17 protein-coding genes are annotated in these 26,018 nt (G+C 72.2%); 9 read left to right on the forward strand and 8 right to left on the reverse strand.

The window, feature by feature from the left end:
• Positions 1-2: 2 nt before the first annotated feature.
• Positions 3-488 carry an ATP-binding protein gene (locus IE225_RS00770; RefSeq protein ID WP_190055283.1) on the reverse strand — a complete coding sequence of 162 codons (486 nt, stop codon included), beginning with the start codon at positions 486-488 and terminating at the stop codon, positions 3-5.
• Positions 489-1,181: 693 nt separating this feature from the next.
• Between IE225_RS00770 and fusA the strand changes: the two genes are divergently transcribed.
• Complete coding sequence (gene fusA / locus IE225_RS00775; RefSeq protein ID WP_190055284.1) at positions 1,182-3,242, forward strand: elongation factor G; 2,061 nt, start codon at positions 1,182-1,184, stop codon at positions 3,240-3,242.
• A 264-nt stretch (positions 3,243-3,506) separates the two neighbouring features.
• On the opposite strand, the gene IE225_RS00780 is transcribed toward fusA, so the two are convergent.
• Positions 3,507-5,429, reverse strand: coding sequence for a pectate lyase-like domain-containing protein (locus IE225_RS00780; RefSeq protein ID WP_190055285.1), 1,923 nt, complete (start codon positions 5,427-5,429; stop codon positions 3,507-3,509).
• Between the two features lie 264 nt (positions 5,430-5,693).
• Here IE225_RS00780 and IE225_RS00785 point away from each other — a divergent pair, with 264 nt between their 5' ends.
• From IE225_RS00785 to IE225_RS00810, 6 genes are all read left to right on the forward strand, one after another.
• Positions 5,694-7,010 carry an ABC transporter substrate-binding protein gene (locus IE225_RS00785; RefSeq protein WP_190055286.1) on the forward strand — a complete coding sequence of 439 codons (1,317 nt, stop codon included), beginning with the start codon at positions 5,694-5,696 and terminating at the stop codon, positions 7,008-7,010.
• Between the two features lie 5 nt (positions 7,011-7,015).
• Positions 7,016-8,008 carry a carbohydrate ABC transporter permease gene (locus IE225_RS00790; RefSeq protein WP_190055287.1) on the forward strand — a complete coding sequence of 331 codons (993 nt, stop codon included), beginning with the start codon at positions 7,016-7,018 and terminating at the stop codon, positions 8,006-8,008.
• Entirely contained in the window at positions 8,001-8,855 is an 855-nt protein-coding gene (locus IE225_RS00795) for a carbohydrate ABC transporter permease (RefSeq protein ID WP_190055288.1), read from the forward strand. The genes IE225_RS00790 and IE225_RS00795 overlap by 8 nt, the downstream gene beginning before the upstream one ends.
• A gap of 29 nt (positions 8,856-8,884) precedes the next feature.
• Complete coding sequence (locus IE225_RS00800) at positions 8,885-10,249, forward strand: GH1 family beta-glucosidase (protein ID WP_190055289.1); 1,365 nt, start codon at positions 8,885-8,887, stop codon at positions 10,247-10,249.
• Positions 10,250-10,500: 251 nt separating this feature from the next.
• Positions 10,501-12,474, forward strand: coding sequence for a discoidin domain-containing protein (locus IE225_RS00805; RefSeq protein WP_190055290.1), 1,974 nt, complete (start codon positions 10,501-10,503; stop codon positions 12,472-12,474).
• 101 nt (positions 12,475-12,575) lie between these two features.
• Positions 12,576-14,234: an N-6 DNA methylase gene (locus IE225_RS00810; RefSeq protein WP_190055291.1), complete on the forward strand. Its 1,659-nt coding sequence runs from the start codon at positions 12,576-12,578 to the stop codon at positions 14,232-14,234.
• A 123-nt stretch (positions 14,235-14,357) separates the two neighbouring features.
• Here IE225_RS00810 and IE225_RS00815 read toward each other — a convergent pair whose 3' ends face one another.
• From IE225_RS00815 to IE225_RS00840, 6 genes are all read right to left on the reverse strand, one after another.
• Complete coding sequence (locus IE225_RS00815; protein WP_190055292.1) at positions 14,358-16,493, reverse strand: UvrD-helicase domain-containing protein; 2,136 nt, start codon at positions 16,491-16,493, stop codon at positions 14,358-14,360.
• A 65-nt stretch (positions 16,494-16,558) separates the two neighbouring features.
• Positions 16,559-17,776 carry an McrC family protein gene (locus IE225_RS00820; protein WP_190055293.1) on the reverse strand — a complete coding sequence of 406 codons (1,218 nt, stop codon included), beginning with the start codon at positions 17,774-17,776 and terminating at the stop codon, positions 16,559-16,561.
• The gene (locus IE225_RS00825) at positions 17,773-19,608 is read right to left on the reverse strand and encodes a DUF4357 domain-containing protein (RefSeq protein WP_190055294.1); all 1,836 of its coding nucleotides are present in this window, start codon (positions 19,606-19,608) and stop codon (positions 17,773-17,775) included. The genes IE225_RS00820 and IE225_RS00825 overlap by 4 nt, the downstream gene beginning before the upstream one ends.
• Before the next feature lie 170 nt (positions 19,609-19,778).
• Complete coding sequence (locus IE225_RS00830; RefSeq protein WP_190055295.1) at positions 19,779-20,162, reverse strand: hypothetical protein; 384 nt, start codon at positions 20,160-20,162, stop codon at positions 19,779-19,781.
• Complete coding sequence (locus tag IE225_RS00835) at positions 20,159-22,654, reverse strand: AAA family ATPase (protein ID WP_190055296.1); 2,496 nt, start codon at positions 22,652-22,654, stop codon at positions 20,159-20,161. The genes IE225_RS00830 and IE225_RS00835 overlap by 4 nt, the downstream gene beginning before the upstream one ends.
• A gap of 544 nt (positions 22,655-23,198) precedes the next feature.
• A complete protein-coding gene (locus tag IE225_RS00840; RefSeq protein ID WP_190055669.1) occupies positions 23,199-24,464 on the reverse strand; it encodes an MFS transporter in 1,266 nt (421 codons plus the stop codon).
• Positions 24,465-24,603: 139 nt separating this feature from the next.
• Between IE225_RS00840 and IE225_RS00845 the strand changes: the two genes are divergently transcribed.
• Positions 24,604-25,533 (forward strand): LysR family transcriptional regulator, encoded by a 930-nt coding sequence (locus IE225_RS00845; RefSeq protein WP_190055297.1) that lies wholly within the window; start codon positions 24,604-24,606, stop codon positions 25,531-25,533.
• 172 nt (positions 25,534-25,705) lie between these two features.
• Positions 25,706-25,978 carry a hypothetical protein gene (locus tag IE225_RS00850; protein ID WP_190055298.1) on the forward strand — a complete coding sequence of 91 codons (273 nt, stop codon included), beginning with the start codon at positions 25,706-25,708 and terminating at the stop codon, positions 25,976-25,978.
• Positions 25,979-26,018 lie beyond the last annotated feature (40 nt).

The raw sequence follows: 26,018 nt of genomic DNA on the forward strand, positions 1-26,018 counted from the left end.
AATCAGGCACCGCCTGGGTGCGGCGTGCCGTCCGCCGGCAGTGCCAGTTCGGCTGTGATCCGCTTGCCCCGCCCCCAGGGGGCGACCGTCACCGTACGGCTGATCGCCTGGACGATCTCCAGGCCGTGGCCGCCCACCCGCCTGCCGTCCGGCGGCCGCGGCCGCGGCGGCGCCGGGGAGGTGTCCCAGACGGAGATGCGCAGCCGGTCGCCGGCGGCCGGCAACTCCAGGCCGAGCCCGCAGGGGCCGGGCGCGTGCCGCACGACGTTCGCGACGAGTTCGCTGACCACCAGGTGCGCGTCCTGCGCGACGTGGTCGGGTACGGGAACGCGGGTGGAGGCGCGGACACGAGCGAGGAAGTCGCCGACTGCCGCGCGTGCTTCGGCGGCGGTCACCGTGCCGCTGTCCCACGTGGCGTTCCAGCGCAGCGCGACACGCCTGTCCCGGTCCGGCCCATCCGACGCCTGCTGCCTAAGCGGGATGGCCATGAGGTATGCCTTGAACTGTTGCAGATGTCACAGGGGGTTACTGCTCTTCCGGTGCTGCGTTTACCCGCTCTCGCACCGGATAAGGCGGCTTGTCGGGTGGCCCGCGTCTCACCGCGGTGCGTCACCCGGCCGCCACGCACCGCACCGGACGCAGGTCGGCGCGCCGGGCAGGGGACCGGCCGGGCGGCAGGAGGAGGACCGGCCGGCACGCCGGGCAGGGGACCGGATACAGCGGCGGACGGAAAACCGGATACAGCGGCGCACGGAAAACCGGATGCCCCCGCCTCCCGCTCCTCCCTACACTCGCCACGCCGCCCCGGAAGAGGACGGCGAAGTCGCAAGACGACGAACGACGAACGACGACACCGAGGGGAGCCGCGCCGTGGGTGACCGCACCGCCGTCGCCGTTCCCCGTTCCCGTTCCGAGGTGATCCTGGTGTCCTCGTCGCCCCGGTGCCCGCTGCGCGGCCGGCACCGGAATCCGTGACGTGCGACGGACCCCTTTCGCCTCCTTCTGTTTCCTCTGCTTCCCGGCTTTCCTCTGCTTCCCGGCTTTCCTCTGCTTCCCGGCTCCTCGCCGTACCGGCGCCGGGCGCCGGCCGGCCGGTCGCCGCCGGCGCAGAGCGCACCGGGTCCGTCCCGCCGCGGTGAATCGCGCAGTCCCACTGGAGACCGACCGAAAGGCCATGGGCCGTGCGCAACGACCTTCCCTCCCTCGCCGCCGTCCGCAACCTGGGCATCCTCGCCCACGTCGACGCGGGCAAGACCACCGTCACCGAGCGGATCCTGTACCTGACCGGTGCCACGCACCGGCGCGGCGAGGTGCACGACGGCACCACCGTCACCGACTTCGACCCGCAGGAGCGGGACCGCGGCATCACGATCTTCGCGGCGGCCGTGAGCTGCGCGTGGGACGGGCACCGGATCAACCTCATCGACACGCCGGGCCACGTCGACTTCGCCGACGAGGTGGAGCGTTCCCTGCGCGTACTGGACGGCGCGGTCGCGGTGTTCGACGCGGTGGCGGGCGTGGAACCGCAGAGCGAGTCGGTGTGGCGGCAGGCGGACCGGCACGGGGTGCCGCGGATCGCGTTCGTCAACAAGATGGACCGCGCGGGCGCCGACCTCGACACGGCGGTCGCGTCGATCCGCGAGCGGCTGCATCCGGTGCCGCTCGTGGTGCAGTTGCCGATCGGCCGCGAGGCCGGCTTCACCGGCGTCGTGGACCTGGTGCGGATGCGGGCGCTGGTGTGGGCGGACGGCGGCGGCCCGGTCGTGGAGCGGCCGGTTCCGGACGAGCTGCGGCAGGAGGCGCTGCGGCGGCGCGGGCTGCTGGCGGAGGCGGTGGCCGAACGGCACCCGGCCGCCCTGGAGGAGTACTGCGCCACCGGCACGCTCGGCGCGGCCGGACTCACCGCCGCCCTGCGGGACTTGACCCGCGGCGGCGACGGTGTGGTGGTGCTGTGCGGCTCCGCCTACCGCGACCGCGGCATCGAACCGCTGCTGGACGCCGTCACCGCCTACCTGCCCTCCCCGCTGGACGTGCCGCCGGTCCGCGGCACTTGGGAGGGCGGCCGGCAGGAGCGGGCCGCGGACCCGCGGGCGCCGTTCGCGGCTCTGGCGTTCAAGGTGACCGCCACCGCGACCGGGCGGCTGACGTACCTGCGGGTGTACTCGGGAACGATCGGGAAGGGAGAGGCCGTGTGGGACGCGGTCACGCGCACCGCCGAGCGCGTCGGGCGCGTCCTGCGCGTGCGGGCGGACCGGCACACGCCGTTGGAGCGGGCGGTGGCCGGGGACATCGTCGCCGTGACTGGCCTGAAGTCCGCCCGCGCCGGTACGACCCTGTGCGCGCCGGACGCGCCGCTGGTCCTGGAACCGCCCGTCACCGCCGAACCGGTGGTCTCCGTCGCCGTCGGCGCGCGCCGTCCCGGCGACGCCGACCGCCTGGCGCCGCTGCTCGCGCAACTCGCCGAGGAGGACCCCTCGCTGACGGTGCGCACCGACCCGGAGACCGGGCAGACGGTGCTGTCCGGCATGGGCGAACTGCACCTGGAGGTCGCGGTGGAGAAGCTGCGCCGCACCCGCGGCCTGGACCTCGCCGTGGGCCGGCCCCGGGTGGCCCACCGCGAGACCGTCGTGCGCGGCGTGACCGGCGCCGTGTACCGGCACGTCAAACAGGACGGCGGGGCGGGGCAGTTCGCCCACGTGGTGCTGGACGTCGAGCCGCTGGAGGGTGGGGCGGGCACCACCGGCTTCGCGTTCCGCTCGACGGTGACCGGCGGCCGGGTGCCGCAGGAGTACGTGCGGGCCGTGGAGGCCGGCTGCCGGGACGCCCTGGCCGACGGTCCGCTCGGCGGGCATCCGGTGACCGGTCTGCGCGTCACCCTGACGGACGGGGCGACCCATCCGAAGGACTCCTCCGAGCTCGCGTTCCGCACCGCCGGCCGGCTCGGGCTGCGTCAGGCCCTGCGCGGCTGCGCCATGGCCCTGCTCGAACCGGTCGCGGAGGTCACGGTGACCGTCCCCGAGGACGCCGTGGGCGGTGTCCTCGGCGATCTCGCCGCCCGCCGCGCCCGCGTCACCGGCCAGGAGACGCACGGCGGGACGGCGGTGGTCACGGCCACCGTCCCGCTCGCCGAACTCTTCGGCTACGCGACCCGGTTGCGCGGCCGCACCCGGGGCCGCGGCACGTTCACGGCCCGCCCGGCGGGCTACGCCCCGGCTCCGGCCGCCACCGCACCGGCCCGGTGACGGCGGGCGCGGTAGCGCGGCGGCGGACGCGCTACCGCGGTGCCCGGGCCGGGGACGCCGGCCCCTCCCACGGCGGAGGGGCCGGCGCCTCCCGGCCGCCCGGACCGGTCACCGGAACCGGTCGCCTGGACCGGCCGCCTGAGCCGATCACCGGGACCGACCGTCCGGACCGGTCACCGGAACCGGTCGCCTGGACCGGCCGCCTGAGCCGATCACCGAAACCGGCAGCCCGAACCGGCCACCGGAACCGGCCGCCCGGACCGCTCAGGGATACGACACCACCGTCGACGGCGTCGTCGACGTGCCCGAGGTCGGCGCGCCCGTGTCGTTGATGACGTGCGCGTACTGGCCGTTGCCGCCCAGCGACACCACCAGCAGGTCGTGGAAGCGCACGCCCGGCCGGACCGGGGCGGCGAAGCCGTGGTCCTGCACGATGGTCGGGGCGACGTTGTAGTAGCAGTAGCTGCCCAGGCCCCAGCCCTCGTGGCTGGTGACGTTGTCGCCGACCTTGTAGGCGGCGTAGCCGCGGACCGGGCCGTCCTGCACGGCGGCCTGGTCGGGCGCGTCGTACGCCTTCTCGTTCTGGAAGAAGATGGTGCGGCCGCGCTGGCCGTACCACTGCACGTCGTACTTGTTGAAGTGCTCCACGAACAGGCCGGTGGCGAGCACGTCGTCGCCGTTGACGACGATGCCGTAGTCGGCGCGGTTGGTCTCCCAGCCGACGCCCGTGCCGTGGTCGGCGCGCCACACCCAGGTGTGGTCGACGAGGGTGTGGCGGCTGTTGATCACCATGCTGGTGGTGGCCCGGCCGGCGCCCGCGCCGCCGATGCGGACGAACACGTCCTGGACGGTGGTGGGGTTGGCGGAGTGGTCCTTGGCCGCGCCGGGCGGGCCGATCTCCAGCAGGGTCGCGGAGTTGACCGGTCCGGCGTCGACGAGGAACCCGGCCAGCCGTACGCCGTCGACGTCGGCGACCTGCACGGCCGTCACGCCGTTGTCCGGGACCAGGGTGGCGTAGCCCAGGCCGAGGACGACGGTGTTGGGCCGGTCGATCCGGATCGGCTGGTCGAGGTGGTAGATGCCCGGCGTGAGCAGCAGGTGCAGGCCCTGCGCGAGCGCCTGGTTGAGGGTCGCCGCGCTCACTCCGGGCCGGACGACGTAGAACTGCGTGAGCGGCAGCGACGTGCCGCGCGGGGTGCCGCTGCCCCAGGTCACGCCGCGGGCGTTGGTGCGCTTCTCGGGCAAAAAGACGCGGAACTCGCTGCCGTTGACGTACAGGAACGGCTTCTCGCGGGAGACGGGGGTGGTGCCGAGCGTGGTGTACGGCGGGTTGGGGAAGCTCTGCGCGGGTGCTCCCTCGACGCCGGAGAACACCATGTTCCACACGCCGTTGAGCCAGCCGCCGATCGCGCTGTCGCGGGTGTACCACTGCTGCTGGGAGTACGGGCCGACCTGGCCGTCGATGCGGCTGTCGGCGATGTAGCCGCCGCTGGCCCAACCGTAGCCGCTGGGCGCGAGGTCGAGGCCGCCGTGCACGTGCATGCGGCGGAACGGGGCGGCCTGGGCGACGGCCCAGCGGTTGGTGCCGTTCGCGGGGTACAGGGCGAGGTTCTCCGCCGAACGCCAGAAGTTCTGCGTGGCGTTGCCGTTGAACCAGCCGGCGTCGACCGTGACGTCCCCGTGGAGGGTGGTGTCGTCGGGGGAGAGGCCGAGGCCGGCGATGGAGGTGTAGAAGCCGATCTGGGCGTTGAGGCCCCGGTAGGTGCCGGGCTTGAACAGCAGGGCCCAGCGGCCGGTGCCGAACTGCGCCGACTCCTGCTGCCGGAACACCTCGTCCAGCTTGGCCTGGATGTTCGGGGTGGCCGGGTCGAAGACCAGGACGTTGGGGCCGAGGTCGCCGCCGCCGGCCAGGGGGCGCGGTCGGCGGCGGGTGCCCGGTGCGGCGGCCCGCGCGGGGGCCGGGGAGGAGGCCCGCGCGGGGGCCGCGGCGGCGGACGTGCCGGGGGTGAGGGCGACGGCGGCGGCAGCGGCCGCACCGGTGGCGGCGCCGAGGACGGCTCTGCGGCCGAGCGCGGCGCGTGAACGGCCGGAGGGGTGTGGGGAGTCGAAGAGGTGCGAGGACTCGGAGGGGTGCGAGGACTCGGAGGGGTGCGAGGACTCGGAGGGGTGTGGGGAGTCGGGAACCATGGCGGCTCTCCTGGTTCGGGAAGTGAACGGTGGGGTGGTCAGGGAGCGCTCTCTCGCCGGGGAATGCTTCATCCGTGTAAACGGATGCGTCAAGGGGTGCGCGCAGAGTTCGACAAACGCTGTGAAAGTCCTTGACGGCCAAGCCGGTTGGGTCTTAACTCACGGCCTGAATTAAGTCGTGAGGGAGTTCGTCCGCCGAACGGGGCGCGCGGTGCAAGCCGTCCGGTCCCCGGGTTCCCGACTCCCGGAAGGGACACCAGAGCCATGCGCAGCACGCGAGCCGCGGCCGTCGGCGCCGCCACCCTGTCACTCGCCCTCGCCGTCTCGGCCTGCGGCGGCGGCACTTCCACGGGCGGCGGATCGGACGCCTCCCCGAAGACCCTCACGTACTGGGCCTCCAACCAGGGCGCGAGCATCGCCGTCGACAAGCAGGTCCTGCAGCCGGAGCTGGAGAAGTTCCAGCGGCAGACCGGCATCAAGGTCAAGCTGGAGGTGGTTCCCTGGTCCGACCTGCTCAACCGGATCCTGACCGCCGCCACCTCCGGGCAGGGCCCGGACGTGCTGAACATCGGCAACACCTGGAGCGCCTCCCTGCAGGCCACCGGCGCGCTGCTGCCGTGGGACGCGAAGAACTTCGCGAGGATCGGCGGCAAGGACCGCTTCGCCGCCTCCGCGCTGGCCTCCACCGGCGCGCCCGGCAAGGACCCGGCCGCGGTGCCGCTGTACTCGATGGCGTACGCCCTCTACTACAACAAGAAGATCTTCGCCGACGCCGGCCTCACGCGACCCCCCGCCACCTGGGCCGAGTTGGTGGCCGACGGCAGGAAGATCCGGCAGCGGGGCAAGCAGGCGCTGGGCGCCGAGGGCTCCAACCCCTCGGAGAACATCCACCACGTCTTCGTCCTCGCCAAACAGCACGGCGCCGACTTCTTCACCCCCGACGGCAGGCCCGACTTCACCAACGACGGCGCGGTCGCCGCGGTGAAGCAGTACGTCGACCTGATGGCCAAGGACAAGGTCGTCCCGCCCGGCAACGCCGAGTACGCGCAGAACCAGTCGGTGAGCGACTTCGCCAAGGGCCGCACCGCGATGCTGCTGTGGCAGTCCGCCGCCGCCAACCTCAAGTCCCAGGGCATGAAGGAGTCCGACTACGGCGTCGCCCCCGTGCCCGTGCAGTCCGGCAGCCCCGGCACCGGCACCCAGGTCAACTCCATGGCCGCCGGCATCAACATCGCGGTGTTCAAGAACACCCACAACCTCGACGGCGCCACCAGGTTCGTGAAGTTCATGACCGGCGACGCCGAGCAGAAGATCCTCAACAAGGCCTACAGCTCCATCCCGCCGGTCACCTCCGCCCAGTCCGACCCGGCGTTCGCCGCCCCGGCCACCGCCGTGCTGAGGGACACCCTCGCCAGGAGCGCCGCCGCGCTGCCGCAGGTCGTGGACGAGTCGCAGTTCGAGACGGCCGTCGGCACCGCCGTCAAGGAGCTGTTCGCCGACGCCGCCGCCGGCCGCGCGGTGACCACCGCCTCGGTGAAGGCCAGGCTCCAGAAGGCCCAGCAGCAGATGCCGGCGAAGTGACGCCGATGACGACCACCGTGGAAACCGGCAAGTCCGCGGTCTCCCACAGCTCCCCCGGTGCGGCGGCGCCCGGCCCCCGCCGCACCGGCCGGCTGCGCCGCGGCTCGCTGCCCTACCTGCTGCTCCTGCCCGCCCTCGCCCTGGAACTCCTGGTCCACCTGGTGCCGATGGTCATCGGCATCACCATGAGCTTCAAGGAACTCACCCAGTTCTACCTGCGCGACTGGGGCGCCGCCCCCTGGTCCGGCATCGGCAACTACCGCGTGTCGGTGGACTTCGACGCCCCCGTCGGCCGCGCCCTGCTCCACTCCTTCCTCGTCACCTGCGGCTTCACCGTGCTGTCGGTCGGCCTGTGCTGGCTGATCGGCACGGCCGCGGCGATCTGCATGCAGGACGCCTTCCGCGGCCGCGGCCTGCTGCGCGCACTGTTCCTGGTGCCGTACGCGCTGCCGGTCTACGCGGCCGTCATCACCTGGGTGTTCATGTTCCAGCACGACAACGGCCTGGTGAACCACGTCCTGCACGACCAGCTCCACCTCACCGGCAAACCGTCGTTCTGGCTCATCGGCGACAACAGCTTCGTGGCGCTGCTGGTGGTGTCGGTGTGGAAGGGCTGGCCGTTCGCCTTCCTCATCGTCATGGCCGGCCTGCAGACCATCCCGCGCGAGCTGTACGAGGCGGCCGCCCTGGACGGCGCCGGGGTGTGGCAGCAGATCCGCCGCATCACCCTGCCGTCGCTGCGCAGCGTCAACCAGGTGCTGGTCCTGGTGCTGTTCCTGTGGACCTTCAACGACTTCAACACGCCGTACGTGATGTTCGGCAAGGCCGCGCCCGAGGCCGCCGACCTCATCTCGGTCCACATCTACCAGGCGTCGTTCGTCACCTGGAACTTCGGCACCGGCTCGGCCATGTCCGTCCTGCTGCTGCTGTTCCTGCTGGTCGTCACCGGCGTCTACCTCGCGCTCACCTCACGCGGACGGAGGGCCGCCGATGCCTAGGTCCCCGATGGCCGCGCCGCGCTCCTTCCTGTGGACGCGCCGCGTCCTGCTCACCCTGCTCACCGGCTTCGTCCTGCTGCCGGTGTACGTCATGGTCTCCAGCTCCCTGAAGCCGCTCGCGGACGTCTCCGGCTCGTTCCGCTGGCTGCCCAGCGGCCTGACGGTCCGCCCCTACATCGACATCTGGTCGACGGTGCCGCTGGCGAAGTACTTCGTCAACTCGCTGATCGTGTCGGTCAGCGCGACGCTGTGCTCGGTCGCCGTGGCGGTCTTCGCGGCCTACGCGGTCAGCCGCCACGACTTCCGCGGCAAGCGCGTCTTCACGGTCACCGTGCTGTCGACGCAGATGTTCCCCGGCATCCTCTTCCTGCTGCCGCTGTTCCTGCTCTACGTCAACATCGGCAACGCCACCGGCATCGCCCTGTTCGGCTCCCGCGGCGGCCTGATCCTGACGTACCTGACCTTCTCCCTGCCGTTCTCGATCTGGATGCTGATCGGCTACTTCGACTCGGTGCCGCGCGACCTGGACGAGGCGGCACTGGTGGACGGCTGCGGTCCGCTCGGCGCGCTGCTGCGGATCGTCGTGCCGGCCGCCGTGCCCGGCATCGTCGCCGTCGCCGTCTACGCTTTCATGACCGCCTGGGGCGAGGTGCTGTTCGCGTCGGTGATGACCAACGACACCACCCGCACCCTCGCCGTGGGCCTGCAGGGCTACTCCACCCTCTACGACGTCTACTGGAACCAGATCATGGCCGCCTCCCTCGTGGTCAGCGTTCCCGTGGTCGCCGGCTTCCTGCTGCTGCAGCGCTATCTCGTCACCGGGCTCACCGCCGGGGCGGTGAAGTGACCAACCCGTCCGTCTTTGAAGGGACTTACGTGTCCGACGCCATCGATCTCGCCGCCCTCCCGCACGACTTCCTGTGGGGCACGGCCACCTCGGCGTACCAGATCGAGGGAGCCGTCGCCGAGGACGGCCGCTCCCCGTCCATCTGGGACACCTTCTCGCACACCCCCGGCAAGACCGACAACGGTGACCACGGCGACGTCGCCTGCGACCACTACCATCGCTGGCGCCAGGACATCGACCTGATGCGGCAGTTGGGCACCAACGCCTACCGCCTGTCCGTGGCCTGGCCGCGCGTCGTACCCGGCGGCGACGGCCCGGTCAACCCCAAGGGCCTTGACTTCTACGACCAGTTGATCGACGGACTGCTGGAGGCCGGCATCACCCCGTCCGTCACGCTCTACCACTGGGACCTGCCGCAGGTGCTGCAGGACCGCGGCGGCTGGCCCGAGCGCGCCACCGCCGAGCACTTCGCCGCGTACGCCGCCGCCGTCGCCGCCCGCCTCGGCGACCGGGTCACCCACTGGGCCACCCTCAACGAACCCCTGTGCTCGGCCTGGATCGGCCACCTGGAGGGCCTGATGGCCCCCGGCCTGACCGACCTGACGGCCGCGGTGCGCGCCTCCTACCACCTCCTCCTCGGCCACGGCCTGGCCGCCCAGGCCGTCCGCGCCGAGGCCCCCGGCGCCCAGGTCGGCATCGTCAACAACCTCTCCACCGTCCATCCCGCCACCGACCGCCCCGAGGACGCCGCCGCCGCCCGCCGGATGGACGGCCACACCAACCGCTGGTGGCTCGACCCGGTGCACGGCCGCGGCTTCCCCGCCGACATGCGCGAGGTCTACGGCGTAGAACTCCCCGAGCGGCCGGGCGACTTGGAGACCATCGCACAGCCGCTGGACTGGCTCGGCCTGAACTACTACTTCCCGGCCACCGTCGCCGACGACCCCGCCGGCCCCGTCCCCCACGCCCGCACCGTGCGCCGCCTCGGCGCCCCCCGCACCGGCATGGACTGGGAGATCGACGCGAGCGGCATCGAGACGCTGCTGCTGCGCCTCACCCACGAGTACGGCGCCCGCCGCCTCTACGTCACCGAGAACGGCTCCGCCTTCCCCGACGTGGTACGCCCCGACGGCACCGTCGACGACCCCGAACGCCGCGACTACCTCGTCGCCCACCTCGCCGCCTGCGCCTCCGCCGCCCGCAAGGGCGCCCCGCTCGCCGGCTACTTCGCCTGGTCGCTGCTGGACAACTTCGAGTGGGCGTACGGCTACGACAAGCGCTTCGGCCTGGTCCACGTCGATTACCGCACCCAGGTCCGCACCATCAAGGGCTCCGGACACCGGTACGCGGACATCATCCGCGCGCACCGGGGGCGGGGGCGACAGGCGGCCTGAGACCGGGCCGCGGCCCGAGGCGGGCTGCGGCCCGGACCGGCCGCGGCTCGAGACCGGCCGAGGCCCGAGGTGGGGGCGCGTGCGGCGGGCGCGGGAGCGGGAGCCCGGGCCCGCCGCACCACCCCCAGGAATGACATGTCCATGACTTTCGCCAAGGTGTGCCACCCCACGGCGTACCACCGCACCCCGCACCACCGCACCTCGTACCACCGCACGGCACTGGCACCCTCACCCTCCCCAAGGAGAGCCGCATGCCATCCTCATCCCGCACCCCTCGCACCCCTCGCACCCCACGCGCTGCCCGCGCCTCCCGTACCCCCCGCACCCTGCTGACGGCCCTCGCGGCCCTGGCCCTGCTGCCCGCGGGCCCCCTCTTCGCCGCCCCGGCGACCGCGGCCCCGGCGACCGCAGCCCCGGCGACCGCGGCCCCCGCCCAGGCGCCCACCGCCGCGGCCGCCGCCTGGGACACCGACCGCGCCGCGGCCGCCTACGCCGCGAACCAGGCCGCCGTCACCGCCTCCGGCAGCGAGAGCGCCGGCACCGCCCCCGGCAACGCCTTCGACGGCAACCCCACCACCCGCTGGTCCAGCGACTTCGCCGACGACGCCTGGATCCGCGTCGACCTGGGCACCACGATCCGCATCGACCGTGTCGTCCTGGACTGGGAGGCGGCCTACGGCAAGAGGTACGTCCTGGAGGCCTCCCGCAACGGCACCGACTGGACCCCCTTCTACACGGAGACCGCCGGCACCGGAGGCGCCCTCACCGCGCACACGTACCCGCAGGAGGTCACGGGCCGCTACGTCCGCCTGCGTGGCCTGGAACGCGCCACCCCCTACGGCTACTCCCTCTACTCCTTCCGCGTCTACGGCGGCGAACCGGCGCCCGCGTCGACGACCCGCACCAACCTGGCCCTCCACCACCCGGCGTACACGAACTACTACCAGCACGCGGGCGTCTCCCCGGCGTTCGTCACCGACGGCGGCCGGCCCGCCGACCTGAAGGGCGACGTCTCCCGCTGGTCCAGCGACTGGAACGCGGACCGCTGGATCTCGGTGGACCTGGGCGCGACGTCCACGATCGACACCGTGGACCTGTACTGGGAGGCGGCCTACGCCGTCGACTACCAGCTCCAGGTCTCCGACGACAACCGCACCTGGCGCACGGTGTACCAGCCCACCGCCGCCGAGGTCGCCGCCCGCCGCGCCGACGTCAAGTCCCCCTCGGAGGCGGCCGGCCGGCACGACACCGTCAAGCTCTCCTCCCCGGCGACCGGCCGCTACGTGCGCATGCTCGGCAAGGAGCGCCGCTCCTTCTACAACCCCGCCCCCGCCACCGCCCAGTTCGGCTACTCCCTCTACGAGTTCCAGGTCTGGGGCACCGGCGGCAGCGCGGCGGCGGCCTACCCGGCCCTGCCCGGCGACCAGGCGGGCACCTACCGGACGACCTTCTTCGACGACTTCACGGGCCCGGCCCTGGACCGCTCCAAGTGGCGGGTGGTGCGCACCGGCACCGACATGGGCCCGGTCAACGGCGAGTCCCAGGCCTACGTCGACTCCACCGACACCGTCCGCACCGAGAACGGCAACCTGATCCTCCAGGCCACGTACTGCAAGGGCTGCACCAGGGCGGGCGGCGGCACCTACGACTTCACCTCCGGCCGCGTCGACACCCACACCCACTTCGACTTCACCTACGGCAGGGTCAGCGCCCGCATGCGGCTGCCGGTCGGCGACGGCTTCTGGCCGGCCTTCTGGCTGCTGGGCAGCGACGTCGACGACCCGTCCGTGTCCTGGCCCGCCTCCGGCGAGACCGACATCATGGAGAACATCGGCTACCCCGACTGGACCAGCACCTCCCTGCACGGCCCCGGCTACTCCGCCGACGGCAACATCGGCGCCCGCCAGACCTACCCCGCCGGCGGCACCGCCGGCCAGTGGCACACCTACGCCGTCGAGTGGACCCCGACCGCCTTCCGCTTCTCCGTCGACGACCGCCTCGTCCAGGAGACGACCCGCGACAAGCTCGAATCGACGCGCGGGCAGTGGGTCTTCGGCCACCACCAGTACGTCATCCTCAACCTGGCCCTCGGCGGCGCCTACCCGGCCGGCTGGAACCAGGTCACCAGCCCCTACTGGGGCCTGCCCCAGTCCAGCGTCGACAAGATCGCCGGCGGAGGCGTACGGGCGGAGGTGGACTGGGTGAGGGTGGAGCAGAAGCGCTGATCATCCATTTTTGTACATCGTGCGACTACTTAGCGTCGTGTTGGCGTCGTCAACGCCATGCTTCGTTGAAGGCGCGCACGGCGCTGTGTACGGTGGCAGACATGGCAGAAACCGCCGCTCAGCCCGCCCGCCCCCTGGTGACCGGCTCCGAGATCGCCCGGATCGCCGGCGTCACCCGCGCTGCGGTCTCCAACTGGAGGCGGCGGTACGACGACTTTCCGGCACCCGCCGGCGGCGGGGCGAACAGTCCGCTGTTCGACCTCGCCGAGGTCCGCGCCTGGCTGGACAAGCAACGCAAGGGACAGGACATCGCGGAGGAGGTCCAGCTCTGGCAGGCGCTGCGCGGCGTCTACCGCGACGACATGCTCGGCGCGCTCGCCGACATCGCCCAGGCGCTGGCCGAACCCGACGCGGAGACACCGGCCGGGCTTCCCGCGGAGGCGGTCCGGCTGGCCCGCCGGATGGCGGAGGACGGTTCCCCCGGCGAGGTGGTCAACGGCCTCGCCGAACGCTTCACCGACTCCGTCCGGCGGGCCGGCTCGGACCTGATCACCTCACCCCGCGTGGTGCGCGCCGTGCTCCACCACGCCGGCGAGGTCCCGCCCGACGCGGTCCTCTTCGACCCGGCCTGCGGCATCGGCACCCTCCTGCTCGCCGTCGGCCCCGCCGAGGGGCCCCGGCGGTACGGGCAGGAGGTCGACGCGCGCAGCGCCCGGCTGGCACAACTGCGGGCCGACCTCTCGGGACGGACCGAGGTCCGCATCACGACGGGGGACTCGCTGCGGGCCGACCGGTGGCCGGAGGTCAAGGCCGATCTGGTCGTCTGCGATCCGCCCACCGCCGACAACGACTGGGGCCGGGAGGAACTGCTCCTGGACCCGCGCTGGGAGCTCGGCACCCCGTCCCGTGCCGAGGGAGAACTGGCCTGGCTCCAGCACGCCTACGCCCACACGGCCCCCGGCGGCCGTGTCGTCATGGTCATGCCGCCTTCGGTCGCCTACCGGAAGGCGGGCCGCCGCATCCGCGCCGAACTCGTGCGCAGGGGCATCCTCACCCAGGTGACCGCCCTGCCCCCCGGCACGGCGGCCTCCCACGCCCTCCCGGTGCACCTGTGGCACCTGCGCCGCCCGCAGTCACCCGACGACGCGGCCACCGCGGTGCACATGGTCGACCTGACGGCGAACGATCCGGACGGCCCGCTCGACCCGCGGCCGGACCAGACCGCGCAGGTCGCCCCGGTCGACCTGCTCGACGACACCGTGGACCTCACCCCGGGCCGCCACGTCGAGGAGTCCCACCGCGACTACGCGGCCGAATACGGAGCCCTGCAACGCGAACTCGCGGAACACCTGCGGCACATGGCCGACCTGCTGCCGGCGCTCACCGCGGGCGAGGGACCGGGCGCGCTGGACGCCCCGAGCGTCAGCGTCGCCGATCTGGCCCGCGCCGGACTCGTCGAGTACGCCGACCCCGAACCGGTCTCGACCAGCGACCAGCTCGACACCGACTTCCTGCAGGGCTTCCTGCGCAGCGCCGCCAACACCCGCCGCTCCACCAGCGCCAGCGGCAGCTTCCGCCTGGACGGCAGGGGAGCGCGCGTCCCGCAGATGGACATCACCACGCAACGCCGCTACGGCGCGGCCTTCCGCGCGCTGCACGAGTTCGAGGAGCGGGCGCGCAGGGTGGCGGAACTGAGCCGGCAGACGGCCGCACTGGCCCGGGACGGACTCACCAACGGCGCGCTCGAACCCCGGGAGTGACGGCGCACCGCTTCCCGTGACGGACGGCGCACGGCGGCGCACCGCTTCCCGTGACGGACGGCGCACGGCGGCGCAGCGCTTCCCGTGATGGCCGGCCCGCCGCTTCCCGCGGCGGGCCGGCCATCACGCCTGACCCGGCAGGAACGGGCTGGCCTTCCCGCTCCACGACACGGAGAGCTCCTCCCGCGCACGGGTGCAGGCCACGAACAACAGGCACCGCTCCCGCAGCAGGTCCGACTCGTGCTGCAGCGCGTCCACTTCCGCCGGGGTCACCTCACGGGCGAACGGCACCGCGCCCGCCGTCACGCCCAGTACGGCCACGCACCGGAACTCCAGGCCCTTCATGGCGTGCATGGTGGCGAGCCGGACGCCCTCCACGTCCGCCGCCGGCTGGTCGCGCACCCGCACCACCGGCACCCCGGCCGCGTCGAGCTTGTCGTAGATCTTGTCCAGCAGCACGTTGAAGCGGGCGCACACACCGATCTCCGCCGGCCGGATGCCCTGCCCGATCCACTCCCGGACCCGTTCGACGAGGGCCGCGACCTCCTCCTGCTCCGAACCGTATCCGGCCACGTGCGGCCGTCGCCCGTGCAGCAGCGAGCGGTAGCCGACCAGCGTGTCGCTGCCGTCGCCACCGAGGTCGTCCACGGTCACCGGGCTCATGACGCCCGTGGACCAGGTCAGGGTCTCCTCCGTGCTGCGGTAGTTGAGCCGCAGCCGGTGCGTGCGCCCCGTCACCGGGATGCCGAGCGCGCCGAGGGAGACCCTGGCGTCGTAGATCCGCTGGTGCGGATCGCCCGTGATGAACAGGTCGTCCCTGCCGGGCGCCACTGCGGCGCGCAGCACCCGCCACTGCGCGGGGTGCAGGTCCTGCGCCTCGTCCACCACGACATGGTCGTGCGTGGGCCCGGAGGCGGCCAGCAGTTCGGCCGCCCGCGCGCACACCTTCAGGTGCGTGGTCGCCTTCTGCTCGCGCAGCATCGACTCGAACAACTCGACTGCGGGCCACAGCTGTTGGCGGCGTGCCGCGGACAGCGCGCTGCCGCGGCCGCGCCGCGAGGCGGCCAGGTAGGCCTCCAGCGTGCGCAGGTCCTGGGCGAGGATGACATGCCGGTACTCCTGCGCCAGGAACTGCTCCGTCCACGGCAGCCCCAGCTTCTTGGCGACCCGCTGCCACAGGCGGCGCTCCTCCCGGTCGCCGATGGGGGAGGGGATGTGCCCGTCGAGGCGGCCGACCACGCCGTGCGCGTAGGCGTTGACGGTGGTCACCTCCACGCGGTCGAGGAGGGCGGCGTCGTGGTCGAGGAGCAGGGCGAGGTTCTCCCGCAGGGAGGCGGCCAGCGCGTTGGTGTAGGTGGTGAGCAGGACGCGGCTGTCCGGGGAGCGGGACAGCAGGTGCTTGACCCGGTGCAGGGCGGCGACCGTCTTGCCCGTGCCCGGACCGCCGGTGACCTGGACCGGGCCGCTGTACGACGCCCGGTAGGCGACCCGCCGCTGCGAGGGGTGCAGGAAGATCCGCCAGGCAGCGAACGGCTTGCCGAGGATCTCGTCCAGCTCGTCGCGGTCGGTGACCAGCTTGATGCGGCCGGTGGTGTTGGCGATGGCGACCGCCAGGCTCTCGTCCGGGTCCGGGCCCGCGTCGGCGGGGCGGCGCACCGCGACGACGTCCCGGTACACCTCCTCGGGGCTGAAGTCGTCGGCGAGGAAGTACAGGACCTCGAACTGGTCCTCCGGCAGCAGCTTCTCGAAGGCCTGCAGCTGCGCCTTGTCCACGATGGTGCGCGCCGCGCGCAGCACCTGCTCGTCGATGCCGAGTTCCCGCAGCACGTGATCGGAGAACTTTGCGAACAGCAGTGAGTCGGCCGCGGCGGCCGCCTTCTCCAGCGCCGGGGTCAGCTGCTCGAGCGCGACCACGTTGCGGACCTCCAGGCCGCGGGTGGCCGCGTTCGTCGTGTACAGCCGCTTGGCCGCCCAGGTGTACGCCTCGTCGTGCGGAACGACGTTGACGAGCAGGAAGACGTCCGTGCCGTCGTCCGGGGCCAGGACGACTCCGCGCCAGAAGTCGTTGATGCGGATGGTCCGCATGCGCGGGTCGCGCGCGTTCTCCACGGACTCCAGGTGCAGCCCTTTGTCCGCCTGCAGCTCCGGAACGGTCAGCTGCTGGAACTTCTGCATCGCCTTGCGCACGCCCGCCTTGACGGGCTTCTCCAGGAGGTCGTAGCTCTCCCAGAAGCTGCTGGCGAACGCGAGCTGCGGCACGAGCCGGATCCCCCACCCCTGGTCGGACCTTCGTCGGTTGATCATACGCGCGGTGGACCGGCCGCTTACCCGTAGCCGACGTCCGGAAGGACCAGCCGCCGGGCGACCGCGGCGACGTCCGCGAGCAGCCCGGCCGGTTCCTGGTCGAGGTCGAGCGCGTGCTGGTGCAGCACGACGCCCGCGTGACGCACCCGGTGCGCCGTGTGCGGGGCGTTGCCCTTGGCGTAGACGAGATGCCCCTCGCGCAGGCCGAGGGCCGTGCAGTACGCCAGCATCTGGTACAGGTCGCCGTCCGGGAAGCCGCCGCGCTTCTCCGCCTTGTACTTGGCGTCCACCACCGCGCAGGGCCGGCCGTCCGGCCCGTACAGCACGAAGTCGGGCCTCATGCGGATCGCCGCGGCCTCGTCGAGGTGGTGCGGGTCCTGCAGGCGCGCGGTGTACGCCGAGTCGCCGAAGACCTCGCGCAGGGCGACGGTCACGAAGTCCTCGAAGAGCCGGTTCATGTCGAACAGGAACCCGTCGACGCGCAGCCCGCCCGGCGCGTGCTCGGCGGAGGAGTTCTCCAGGACGGCATGGGCCAGGCGCAGGGCGTGGTGGTAGCGGGAGTTCAGCCGGGTCGGCCGCCACCCGGGCAGCTCCTGACCGCGCCCGACGGGGGTGACGTCGGCCAGCCGGGCCCGCTGGTGCAGCAGCCGGCGCCGCACGTCGCGCGGAACGCCGGGCAGGCGCAGCAGACGCTCCACGGCCGTGCGCAGGATGCGGTTCTCGGCGATGTCGGTGGTGAACTCGTCGTACGCCACCTCCACCGGCAGCGTCGCGCCGAACCGCCGCCGTATCTGCTCCGCCTCGCGGATCCGGCCGCGCACCACCGGCGCGGTCTCCTCCGTCGCCCGGTAGCCCTGCAGCAGGCCCTGCCGCAACGCCCGGTCGATCTGCCGCTCCACGGCATGGGCGAACGCGGGCAGCAGGTCCCGGTGCCCGGCCACCCCCACCTCGCCGTCCCGCCGGCCGCCGGCGGGATCGAGGCTGTAGCCGACGAGGAAGAACAGACGCGCGACGGGCACCTTCGGAGTGATGCGCACGGTGACCGTCTCGTCCTGCCCGGGCACGGCGAACGTGACCGCGCCCACCGTGCTGCCCGCCCGCAGCGACCAGCGCCCCGGCACGTACGGGTCCGGCGCGGCGTCCACGATCCGCCCCGCGGCCAGCGCCCGCCCCACCGCGTCCGGCAGCGGAACGCTCACCGCGGGCCCGTGCTCGACGAGTTCGACGACGCACGTCACCCGAGCGACTCCCGCAGCGCGGCCAGCCCGTACCGCTTCTCGACGTCCACGCCCTCTCCGTAGTGGTGCTCCTCCAGCAGCGGCAGGATCTTCGTCCGCCACGTCCGCTCCAGTCCGCCCTCCCGGTAGACCCCCTTCTTCATCAGGTACGACGGCCCGATGCGGAAGTCGGGGTCGTCGATGCGGGAGTTGAGCGCGTCGAGCAGGTCGGCGGGCTCGGCGTCCTTTCCCTCCCTCGCCAGCCAGCGGCGCAGCAGGCCGGCCGTGGGCTCGGTGCGCGGCGAGAGCTCGACGAAGGCGAAGCGGCGGCGCATCGCCGCGTCGACCAGCGCGATGGAACGGTCCGCGGTGTTCATGGTGCCGATCACGAACAGGTTGGGCGGGAGCGCGAAGTCGTCGCCGGAGTAGGTCAGCCGCACCGACTTGTTGCGGTACTCCAGCAGGAAGTACAGCTCACCGAACACCTTCGCCAGGTTGGCCCGGTTGATCTCGTCGATGATCAGGAAGTGCGGGATGTGCCGGTTGCCCTCGCGGGAGGCCAGGTCGGCGAGTTCGCGCAGCGGGCCCGCGGTCAGGCGGAAGGCGACCTCGCGGGTCTCGGGGTCCTCCTGCGGCCGGAACCCCTCGAAGAAGTCCTCGTAGGAGTAGGAGGGGTGGAACTGCACCAGCTTGACCTGCTCGGGCCCGCCCCCGAGGAACTCGGCGAGCTTCAGGGCGAGATACGTCTTCCCGGTGCCCGGCGGGCCGTACAGCACCAGCTGCCGTTCGTCCCAGAGCAGGTCGCGCAGTTCGCGCAGCCAGGCGATGTCGTGGACGAGCAGTTCAGCGGCCAACTCGTCCGTCGGTTCGGGCAGCTCCAGCTCCCGGCGGGCGGTGAGGGCGGGAAGTTCGACGCTGGGATCGCGGTCGGCGGCCTCGGCCTCCTCGATCAGGTCCTCATCACTGATGCCCAGGCCGTCGATGAGGTCCTTCACCGCGGTGAGGTCCACCACGTCGTGCTGCGCGGAGAGCCGCTGCTGGAGCTCCTCCGGCAGGTCCTCGTACGGATGCCCCCGGTCGGACCACTCCACCGGCCGGCGCAGGTTGGACCGCCCGTCCTCGGAGTCGACCTGCTGCGCGGCACCGGCGATCGTGCCGACGTAGAGCTTTCCGCCGGAGATGGTGCACATCGTGTCGCCGGGCCGCATCCGCGACAGGAACGCGTGCACCTCCTCCACCAGTTGCACCTTCTGGCTGTACGTCGCCGTGGACCCGTAGTCCTCCTCGACGGCGGCGCGCAGCCGGTCCTTGCTGACGCCCTGCCCGATCCCCTGCCGCAGGTGCCGCGCCGCGAGGGTCACCAGGCCCTGCGGCAGCCACAGCCGCTGCACGAGGTCGAGACCGGAGACGTGGGAACCGCGCACCAGCCAGGCGCGGTTGGGACCCCACCACACCTGGTCGAGGTAGTCGGAGAGCGGATGGCCGTCGGCCGACTTCCACTCCGTCCATCCGTTGGCGCTGCGGCCGACCAGGATCTCGGCGGCCGCGGAGGGCGAGTTGCACTCGACGTCCCGGGTCGTCTCCAGCCATCCGGGCCAGCGGGCCGAGGGAACCAGGACGCCTTCCTCGATCAGACGCCGGCGCAGCCGGTACGACGACGGCATCCGGACCGGGAACGACGGCACCACCTCCGAACGGCCCGGGGAGCCCGCCAGGACCACGAACTTCTGGCTCCCGTTGGTGCCCTTCTCCGCCAGCAGCCGCCCCCGCGCCTCGGGCCCGCCGTTGGGCAGGCGCAGCCGGAACTCCGGGTAGGCGGCGGTGCCGGAAGGGGGTTTGTACTGCTCGCTCACACACGCTCCTCACGTGGGGAGTTTCTTGGCGATTACCCTATGCGCCGCTCTGCGGACCGCCCCGTTCGGCGCAGGAAGAGGGGCGTGCCCACTCCGCGGCAGGGTCGCTCGCGTGCCCGCGAAAAGCACCGCTGAGCCTGAGCGGCCGGTCGGTAACCGGCCGCCGGGGGTCATGGAGCCGTGCCGGGACCGGCGTGCAGGGCCGCCACAAGGGCGGTGACCTCGACCAGTCGGGCGTGGATCTCAGCCGGGGCCGGAGGCAGTTCCTGCGCGCGGTAGTGGCATGCGGCGCTGAGTGCCAACCAGGTGGTGCGGCAACGGCGGGCGGTGTCGCGGCCCGCGTACCACTCCAGGCACAGCATCCGGTGCTTGCCGATCCGCGTCATCGACGGATGGACACGCGCCCAGTAGGCGTCCAGGGCCTGGTCGAGCGCCATGCGGAGCAGAACCGCGGCGGCACGGGCGCGCAGCCCCGGAGCCAGGGAGGCCACGGCTCCCGACGGATTCAGCAGACGGTCGGCGGCGCTGACGAGCGCCTGTGCGGACGCGGTCATCGGGCGCCTCCGGTGCTGTCCGCGGCACCGATGCCCCCGGTGCGTCGGATCGCCTGAGCGAGCGCCGCGGTCCTGGCCACGAGCCTCTTACGGTCGTCGACGCCCGGCAGCGGCGCGTGCGCACCGGAGTTGAAGGCCTCCACCAGCCTCCAGCCGCCCGGGCAGATCCGCTCCACGGCGTCGCGGGCATTCTGCCGCCCGTCCCCGAGCAGGGCGAGCGCCACGTACGTCTTGGTGCGGTCCAGGGACGCGACGCGCTCTTCGACCGCCCTCAGGCCGAACCCGTGCTCGTCGCGGAGTCGGCGCCGCGCGGTCTCCAGGCAGGCCGCCTCCACCGCCACCCGGCACATGGCGGGCAGCACGTGGTCGGCCACGTCCTGCGGCAGGCCCGGGTCCAGGGAGACGGCCCGCGCCTCGGCGAGCGCCTGTTCCACCGGGTCGGTGAGAGTCTCCACGCTTACCACGGAGTTACTTTGACGCGTCACGCGCAGGACGGTGGCCTGGATGCCCAAGTGGGCGACGGCCTGCTGGAGCCGGGTGTCGTGGGTGAAGACGATCACCTGCCGGTCCCGGGCGCACGCGTCCAGGACCCGGGCCAGTCCCTCGACCTTGTCCGGGTCCATGGACTGCACGGGGTCGTCGATGACGAGGAACCCGAACGGGCTGGCCGGGTGCGTGGCGCGCGGCAGGAACAGGGAGAGCGCGAGGGAGTGCAGCTCGCCCTGGCTCATCACGCTGTAGGCGGGTGCCGACCGGTCGTCCACGGAGACGTCCAGGACGACCCGGCCGCGCCCCGGCGTGCCCGCCAGGGTGACGGAACCGAGCGTGACACTGCTGTGCTCGCACAGCCTCTGCCACACCTCCTGCGACTGGTGGGCGAAAGGACGCAGCCGCTCCTCGCGCAGTTCGTCGATGATCGGGCGCAGCCAGGTGCGGGCCTTGCGCGCGTGCCGGCGACGCTCGGCCGCGGCCTCGGCCGCCTGCGCCGCGGCCAGCCATTCGGCGAGCCGCACGGCTGTCGGCTGCCAGGCGTCGTCGTACTCGGCCAGCCGCCCGGCGGCCTCGTCCCGCACCTGCCGGCAGGCTTCGTCCAGAGCCGCCGCGGCGCGCTCCACGCGGTCCGCCAGCTCCCGGGGATGCGTGACGTCCCGGCACCACGCCCACTCCTGCCACAGCGCGGCGAGCCCGGACGTCTCGCCGCGCAACCACACCGGGACGGGCTGCACGAGGTCGTGCACGGCACGTACGGCGACCGACACCGCCTGCCGGGCGGCCTCGGCGTCGGCGGCCTGAGCCTGGAGCCGCTCCACCTCGGCCCGTGCCCGCTCGGACCAGGCCCGGTCGAGCCGGTCCTCGCTGCCGCACACCGGGCAGTGCGCGCTCCGGGAGCGGCGGCGGTGCTCCAGCGCCGCCTCCAGGAGCCGGGCCAGTCGCCGGGCGTCCTCGGCGCTGCCGTAGCGCGCCTCCTCCGCGGTGGCGGCGGCGTCCCGCAGCCGGGCGACGGCGCCCGCCGTCTCCCGCAGGTCGGGGCCGGTCAGACCGGCGTACTGCCGCAGCCGCGCCAGTTCGGCCTCGGCGGCGGGGGTACGGCTTTCCAGCAGGGCCCGGATCCGGCCGAGGTCGGGCTTGGTGCCCGACAGGGCCTGGGCGGCCTCGCGGGCCCGGGGGTCGTCGAGCCCGGAAAGTTCGTCCAGCAGCTTTGCGGTGAGCGTGTCCCGCTGCTTGATCGTCTGACTGCACTCGGTGTCGACGTCCTTGACGCGCGCGTCGAACTCGGCGAGCAGCTCCAGCCCGAGAAGCCGGAAGAAGGCGTCGTGCAGCGAGCCGAGGGTGCCGTTGATCATCGAGCCGAGCTCGCTGTACGGCAGGAAGGGCCGGGCGAGATCCAGCGCCTTGGCGTCGATGACCTCCTCCCACTTCCGCTCCGCGCCGTCCGGCCCCATGACCTGCGTCCGTGTCTCGTCCACCTTCGTCCCGTACCAGGTGCGCCGTACGGTGACGGGCTCGCCCCGCTCGCCGACGGACAGTTCGACGCAGACCTCGGGGGTGACGCCGTCGGGCGTGTGCAGGTTGCGCCAGCCGCCCTGCCAGTCGCGGGCCCGTCTGCCCTCCCACCGGGAGTTGCGCCCGGTGATCGCGGTCTCGGCGGCCTCCGCGAAGCTCGACTTGCCGGAGCCGTTGGGCCCCGCGACGATCACCAGGCCGGGGCCCGGCGGGAGTTCGAGAGTGGTCCGCGGTCCGATGCCGCGCCAGCCGGCGGCGGTGATGGACCGCAGCTGGACGGTTCCCTCGGGACTGCCGCCGCTGCCGCCCGTCTGCTCGTCCGGAAGCAGCTCGCGCAGCAGTTCCCTGGTCTCGGGGGCCAGACCGGAGGCGGAGTCGAGCCGGGCGAGGAGAAGCTCGCGCAGGCTGCCGACCGAGCCAGAGGCGTCAGGCGCGTAGGGGTCGTGCGCGGTGAGCGGGTGGGAAGACTCCGGAGGCTGTTCGGCCATGCTCGTGTGCCGCCTTTCGAGTTCTGGGACGTGCGCGCCTGAAGAGTGGGATGGGGCGATCGGGACGCAGCGTATTCTCGTTGAGCATGACGGAAGTGCGTTAATGGCGTCAACAAGCTTTCGCGCTCTATAGATCTCGAATTTGTGTACGAATGAGCGAACTTTTGCACCGTTAACTGGGTGCAGGTGAAGGCCGCCAGGGGGCGAGGGGTATCGGAAGAAGACCGGAACTAAGTCCCTGAAGGGCCGGAGAGCGCTTTGACCTGAGGTTGGGCGGAGTCGGAGCCTTCAGCAACCCGTAGAGGGCGTCGTTGTTCGCGTGAACGTCGGAGTTGGCCCCTTCCGCGCGATCGCGCGGGCGTCATGGTCCCCGCCTTCGGGCAGAAGGGCCAGGATCGGGGGCTGGTAGCCCATGACGGGAAGTGCGCTGTGCGCAGGGGCGAGCGCGGGGGCGGTGTTCACGCGAGTGTTCCCCTTGCTTGCTGGTGATGTGCGCTTGGTCGACGCGGACGCGCAGCGGCAAACCGGCTGCGGCCTGCGGGCTTCAGTGGCGGGTTGTGGTGTGCCGCGAGTCGCTGTGGGCCGGTTCCGGCTCGTGCTGCGGCATGTGGTTGCGGCGGGGGAGCAGGAGCGGGGTGGTCAGGATGAGCAGTCCCGCGACTGTGAGGGCGGTGCGTGGGCTGGTGAGGTCGGCGAGCAACCCGGCGAGCGTGGTGAGGAGGGCGATGGACGCCTGCTGGCCGATCGACCAGGCCGACAGGGTGCGGGCGACGAGGTGCTTGGGGGTGTGCTCGAGCCGGTAGGTGGCGAGCACCGGGGTGTACAGGCTCATGTTGATGATGATCGCCAGTTCGACGGCCATCACGGTGACGAGGCCGACGATGCCGGGACGGACGAAGGCCAGGCCGATCAGCCAGACGGCGCGCAGGGTACCGACGGTCCGGAAGACCGCCTGCCGGCCGTAGCGGGCCACGACGCGGCGGGCCAGTCGGGAGCCGATGAGTCCGCCGGCACAGGGGGCGGCGAAGACGAGGCCGTACTGCCAGGGCGGGAAGCCGAGTTGACGCAGGAGAAGGACGGCCAGCAGCGGCTCGGTGGCCATGATCAGACCGGCGACGAGTATCTGGTTGAGGTAGAGCGCACGCAACCCGGGATGGCCCATGATGTGTCGCCAGCCGCCGAGCAACGTGCCCACCCGGGCTGGTGGTTCGCCGGTTCTGCGCGGTGCTTCCTCTCGGCTGCGAATCGCGGCGATGCCCAGCGCGGAGAACAGGTAGCTGAGCGCGTCGGCCACCACGGTGGTGACCGGCCCGAACAGACTGATCGCCGCCCCGCCCAGTGGTGGCCCGACCGCGAGGGAGCTCCAGTTCGTGGACTCGAACCGTGCGTTGGCCACGAGCAGGTCGTCCGGCCGGACGAGGGCCTTGAGATAAGCGCCGACGGCCGCATTGAAGGCGATCTTGGCCGCGGCGACCAGGGCCGAGACCACGAGCAGATGAACGAAACTGAGCCAGCCGAAGGCGTAGGCGACCGGGATGGTCGCCATGAGCGCGAACCGGGCCAGATCCATCGCGATCATGACCGGGCGCTTGCGCCGGAACTCCACCCACGGTGCGAGTGGTACCGCGACCAGCGCGCCCACCGCAGGCCCCACCGCGGACAGCGCGGACACCTCGGCAGGGCCGGCATGCAACGCCAGCACGGCGATCAGGGGGAACGCCCCGAACCCCAGCCCCGACCCATAGGCGCTGACCGCGTATGCCGCCCACAGCCAGCCGAACTGCCGGCCCAGCGGTCTTCTGCCCACCATGCTCAGCACGCCCCCTCGATGTCCCACCCGAACACACTGACGTCGACCGGTGAGAGCTAAGCGAGCAGCACAACAGCAGGTCAAACAACTGCCCTGTCGGCGCTTCACAACCATCTGTTGTTCACTAAGGGGGATCGGCGTGGATCTCGAAGCCGTCCGCACCTTCGTCGCCGTTGCGGAAGCGGGCCAGTTCCAGGAAGCCGCCGTCGGCCTGTCGATCACCCAGCAGGCCGTCTCCAAGCGCATCGCCGCGCTGGAGAAAGATTTGGCGGTGCGGCTGTTCACCCGCACCGCCCGCGGCGCCCGGCTCACCATCGACGGCCAGGCATTCCTGCCCCACGCCCGTGAACTTCTCCGGGTGGCGGAGCGGGCTGATGCGTCCGTCCGCCCCGGCCGGCGCGCTCTGCGCGTCGATGTCGTCAACCGGCGGATCGTGACAGCGGGGCTTGTCCAGGACTTCTACCGCGTGCATCCGGAGATCGAACTGGATGTCGTGACGCTGGACGCCGACGTCGACGACGCAGTCGCCGCCGTCGAAGCCGGGACGATCGACGCCACTTTCCACGCGGTTCCCCCGCAGCAGCACCTACCGGATGCGATCAGCACTGTTCGCGTGGTCGACGAGCCGCACCAGCTCCTCGTCGGACCGCGCCATCCGCTCGCCCACGCCCGTGCCGTCACGCCGGGGCAACTCGCCGGGCACCGCATCTGGATGCCCGGCCTGGATGCCCGTGGTGAGGTGGCCGTCTACTACGACGAACTCGCCACCACCTTCGGCATCACGATCGACGTGGTAGGACCCGTCTTCGGGAATGAGGCACTGCTGGCCGAGATCGCCGACTCCGCAGACCTGGCGACCCTGGTCGATGAAGGATCGCGGTATCTGTGGCCGGACAGCTACGACCTGCGGCGCATACCGGTACGTGACCCGGCACCGGTCTACCCCATGTCACTGATCTGGCGCGAGGACAACCCCCATCCCGCGCTCGTCGAACTTCGCCGCTACCTCGACTCCAGACGAACGGACCCACCCGATGCCAATGTCTGGGTGCCGACGTGGGAACAGTGAGCGGCCCCGAGGCCATGAGCAAGGGGCACATGTCACCGTCTTCCTGCGCTCGCGAGTCGGCGGCACCGACAATCTCCCTCCCCGCCCGGCACCAGCCGCACGCGAGGAGGTGTGCCCGGCCATGCTTGTCATACCCCCACCGAGGCAAGGTGAGGATCTGTACAGTCATGCCATGACCAGGACAATCATGTGGCTTCTGGCGTGCATCGGGGCCGGTGTGATCCTGTGGCTGCTGACCAGCGCGCCGGACATCAGCTCGGGTTATCCCCAGTCGGAGTGCTACTCCGCCCTCGGCACCGAGTGGACCTCTGCGCACGGGTCGATGGAGCGTAGCGTGGAGGCGACGTGCACCTCCCTTCAGACACGGCGCCTGGGCTGGGCGGTGGTGGTGTCGGTGCCGACGGTGGTGCTCGCGTCCGCGGCCATGCGCAGCCGACGCGCCTGAAGCCGCCGCGGCGGTCCGGAGGGTCCGCCTACGGCAGGCG

Source organism: Streptomyces echinoruber (assembly GCF_014651135.1).
Lineage (GTDB): Bacteria > Actinomycetota > Actinomycetes > Streptomycetales > Streptomycetaceae > Streptomyces > Streptomyces echinoruber.

What these genes read in the sequence shown, in the direction of transcription:
- IE225_RS00830 (WP_190055295.1), bottom strand. Translation starts at nt 20,162, where the DNA reads ATGACCGCGTCCGCACAGGCGCTCGTCAGCGCCGCCGACCGTCTGCTG.
- IE225_RS00795 (WP_190055288.1), top strand. Translation starts at nt 8,001, where the DNA reads ATGCCTAGGTCCCCGATGGCCGCGCCGCGCTCCTTCCTGTGGACGCGC.
- IE225_RS00835 (WP_190055296.1), bottom strand. Translation starts at nt 22,654, where the DNA reads ATGGCCGAACAGCCTCCGGAGTCTTCCCACCCGCTCACCGCGCACGAC.
- IE225_RS00770 (WP_190055283.1), bottom strand. Translation starts at nt 488, where the DNA reads ATGGCCATCCCGCTTAGGCAGCAGGCGTCGGATGGGCCGGACCGGGAC.
- IE225_RS00780 (WP_190055285.1), bottom strand. Translation starts at nt 5,429, where the DNA reads ATGGTTCCCGACTCCCCACACCCCTCCGAGTCCTCGCACCCCTCCGAG.
- IE225_RS00805 (WP_190055290.1), top strand. Translation starts at nt 10,501, where the DNA reads ATGCCATCCTCATCCCGCACCCCTCGCACCCCTCGCACCCCACGCGCT.
- IE225_RS00785 (WP_190055286.1), top strand. Translation starts at nt 5,694, where the DNA reads ATGCGCAGCACGCGAGCCGCGGCCGTCGGCGCCGCCACCCTGTCACTC.
- IE225_RS00840 (WP_190055669.1), bottom strand. Translation starts at nt 24,464, where the DNA reads ATGGTGGGCAGAAGACCGCTGGGCCGGCAGTTCGGCTGGCTGTGGGCG.
- IE225_RS00790 (WP_190055287.1), top strand. Translation starts at nt 7,016, where the DNA reads ATGACGACCACCGTGGAAACCGGCAAGTCCGCGGTCTCCCACAGCTCC.
- IE225_RS00810 (WP_190055291.1), top strand. Translation starts at nt 12,576, where the DNA reads ATGGCAGAAACCGCCGCTCAGCCCGCCCGCCCCCTGGTGACCGGCTCC.
- IE225_RS00850 (WP_190055298.1), top strand. Translation starts at nt 25,706, where the DNA reads ATGACCAGGACAATCATGTGGCTTCTGGCGTGCATCGGGGCCGGTGTG.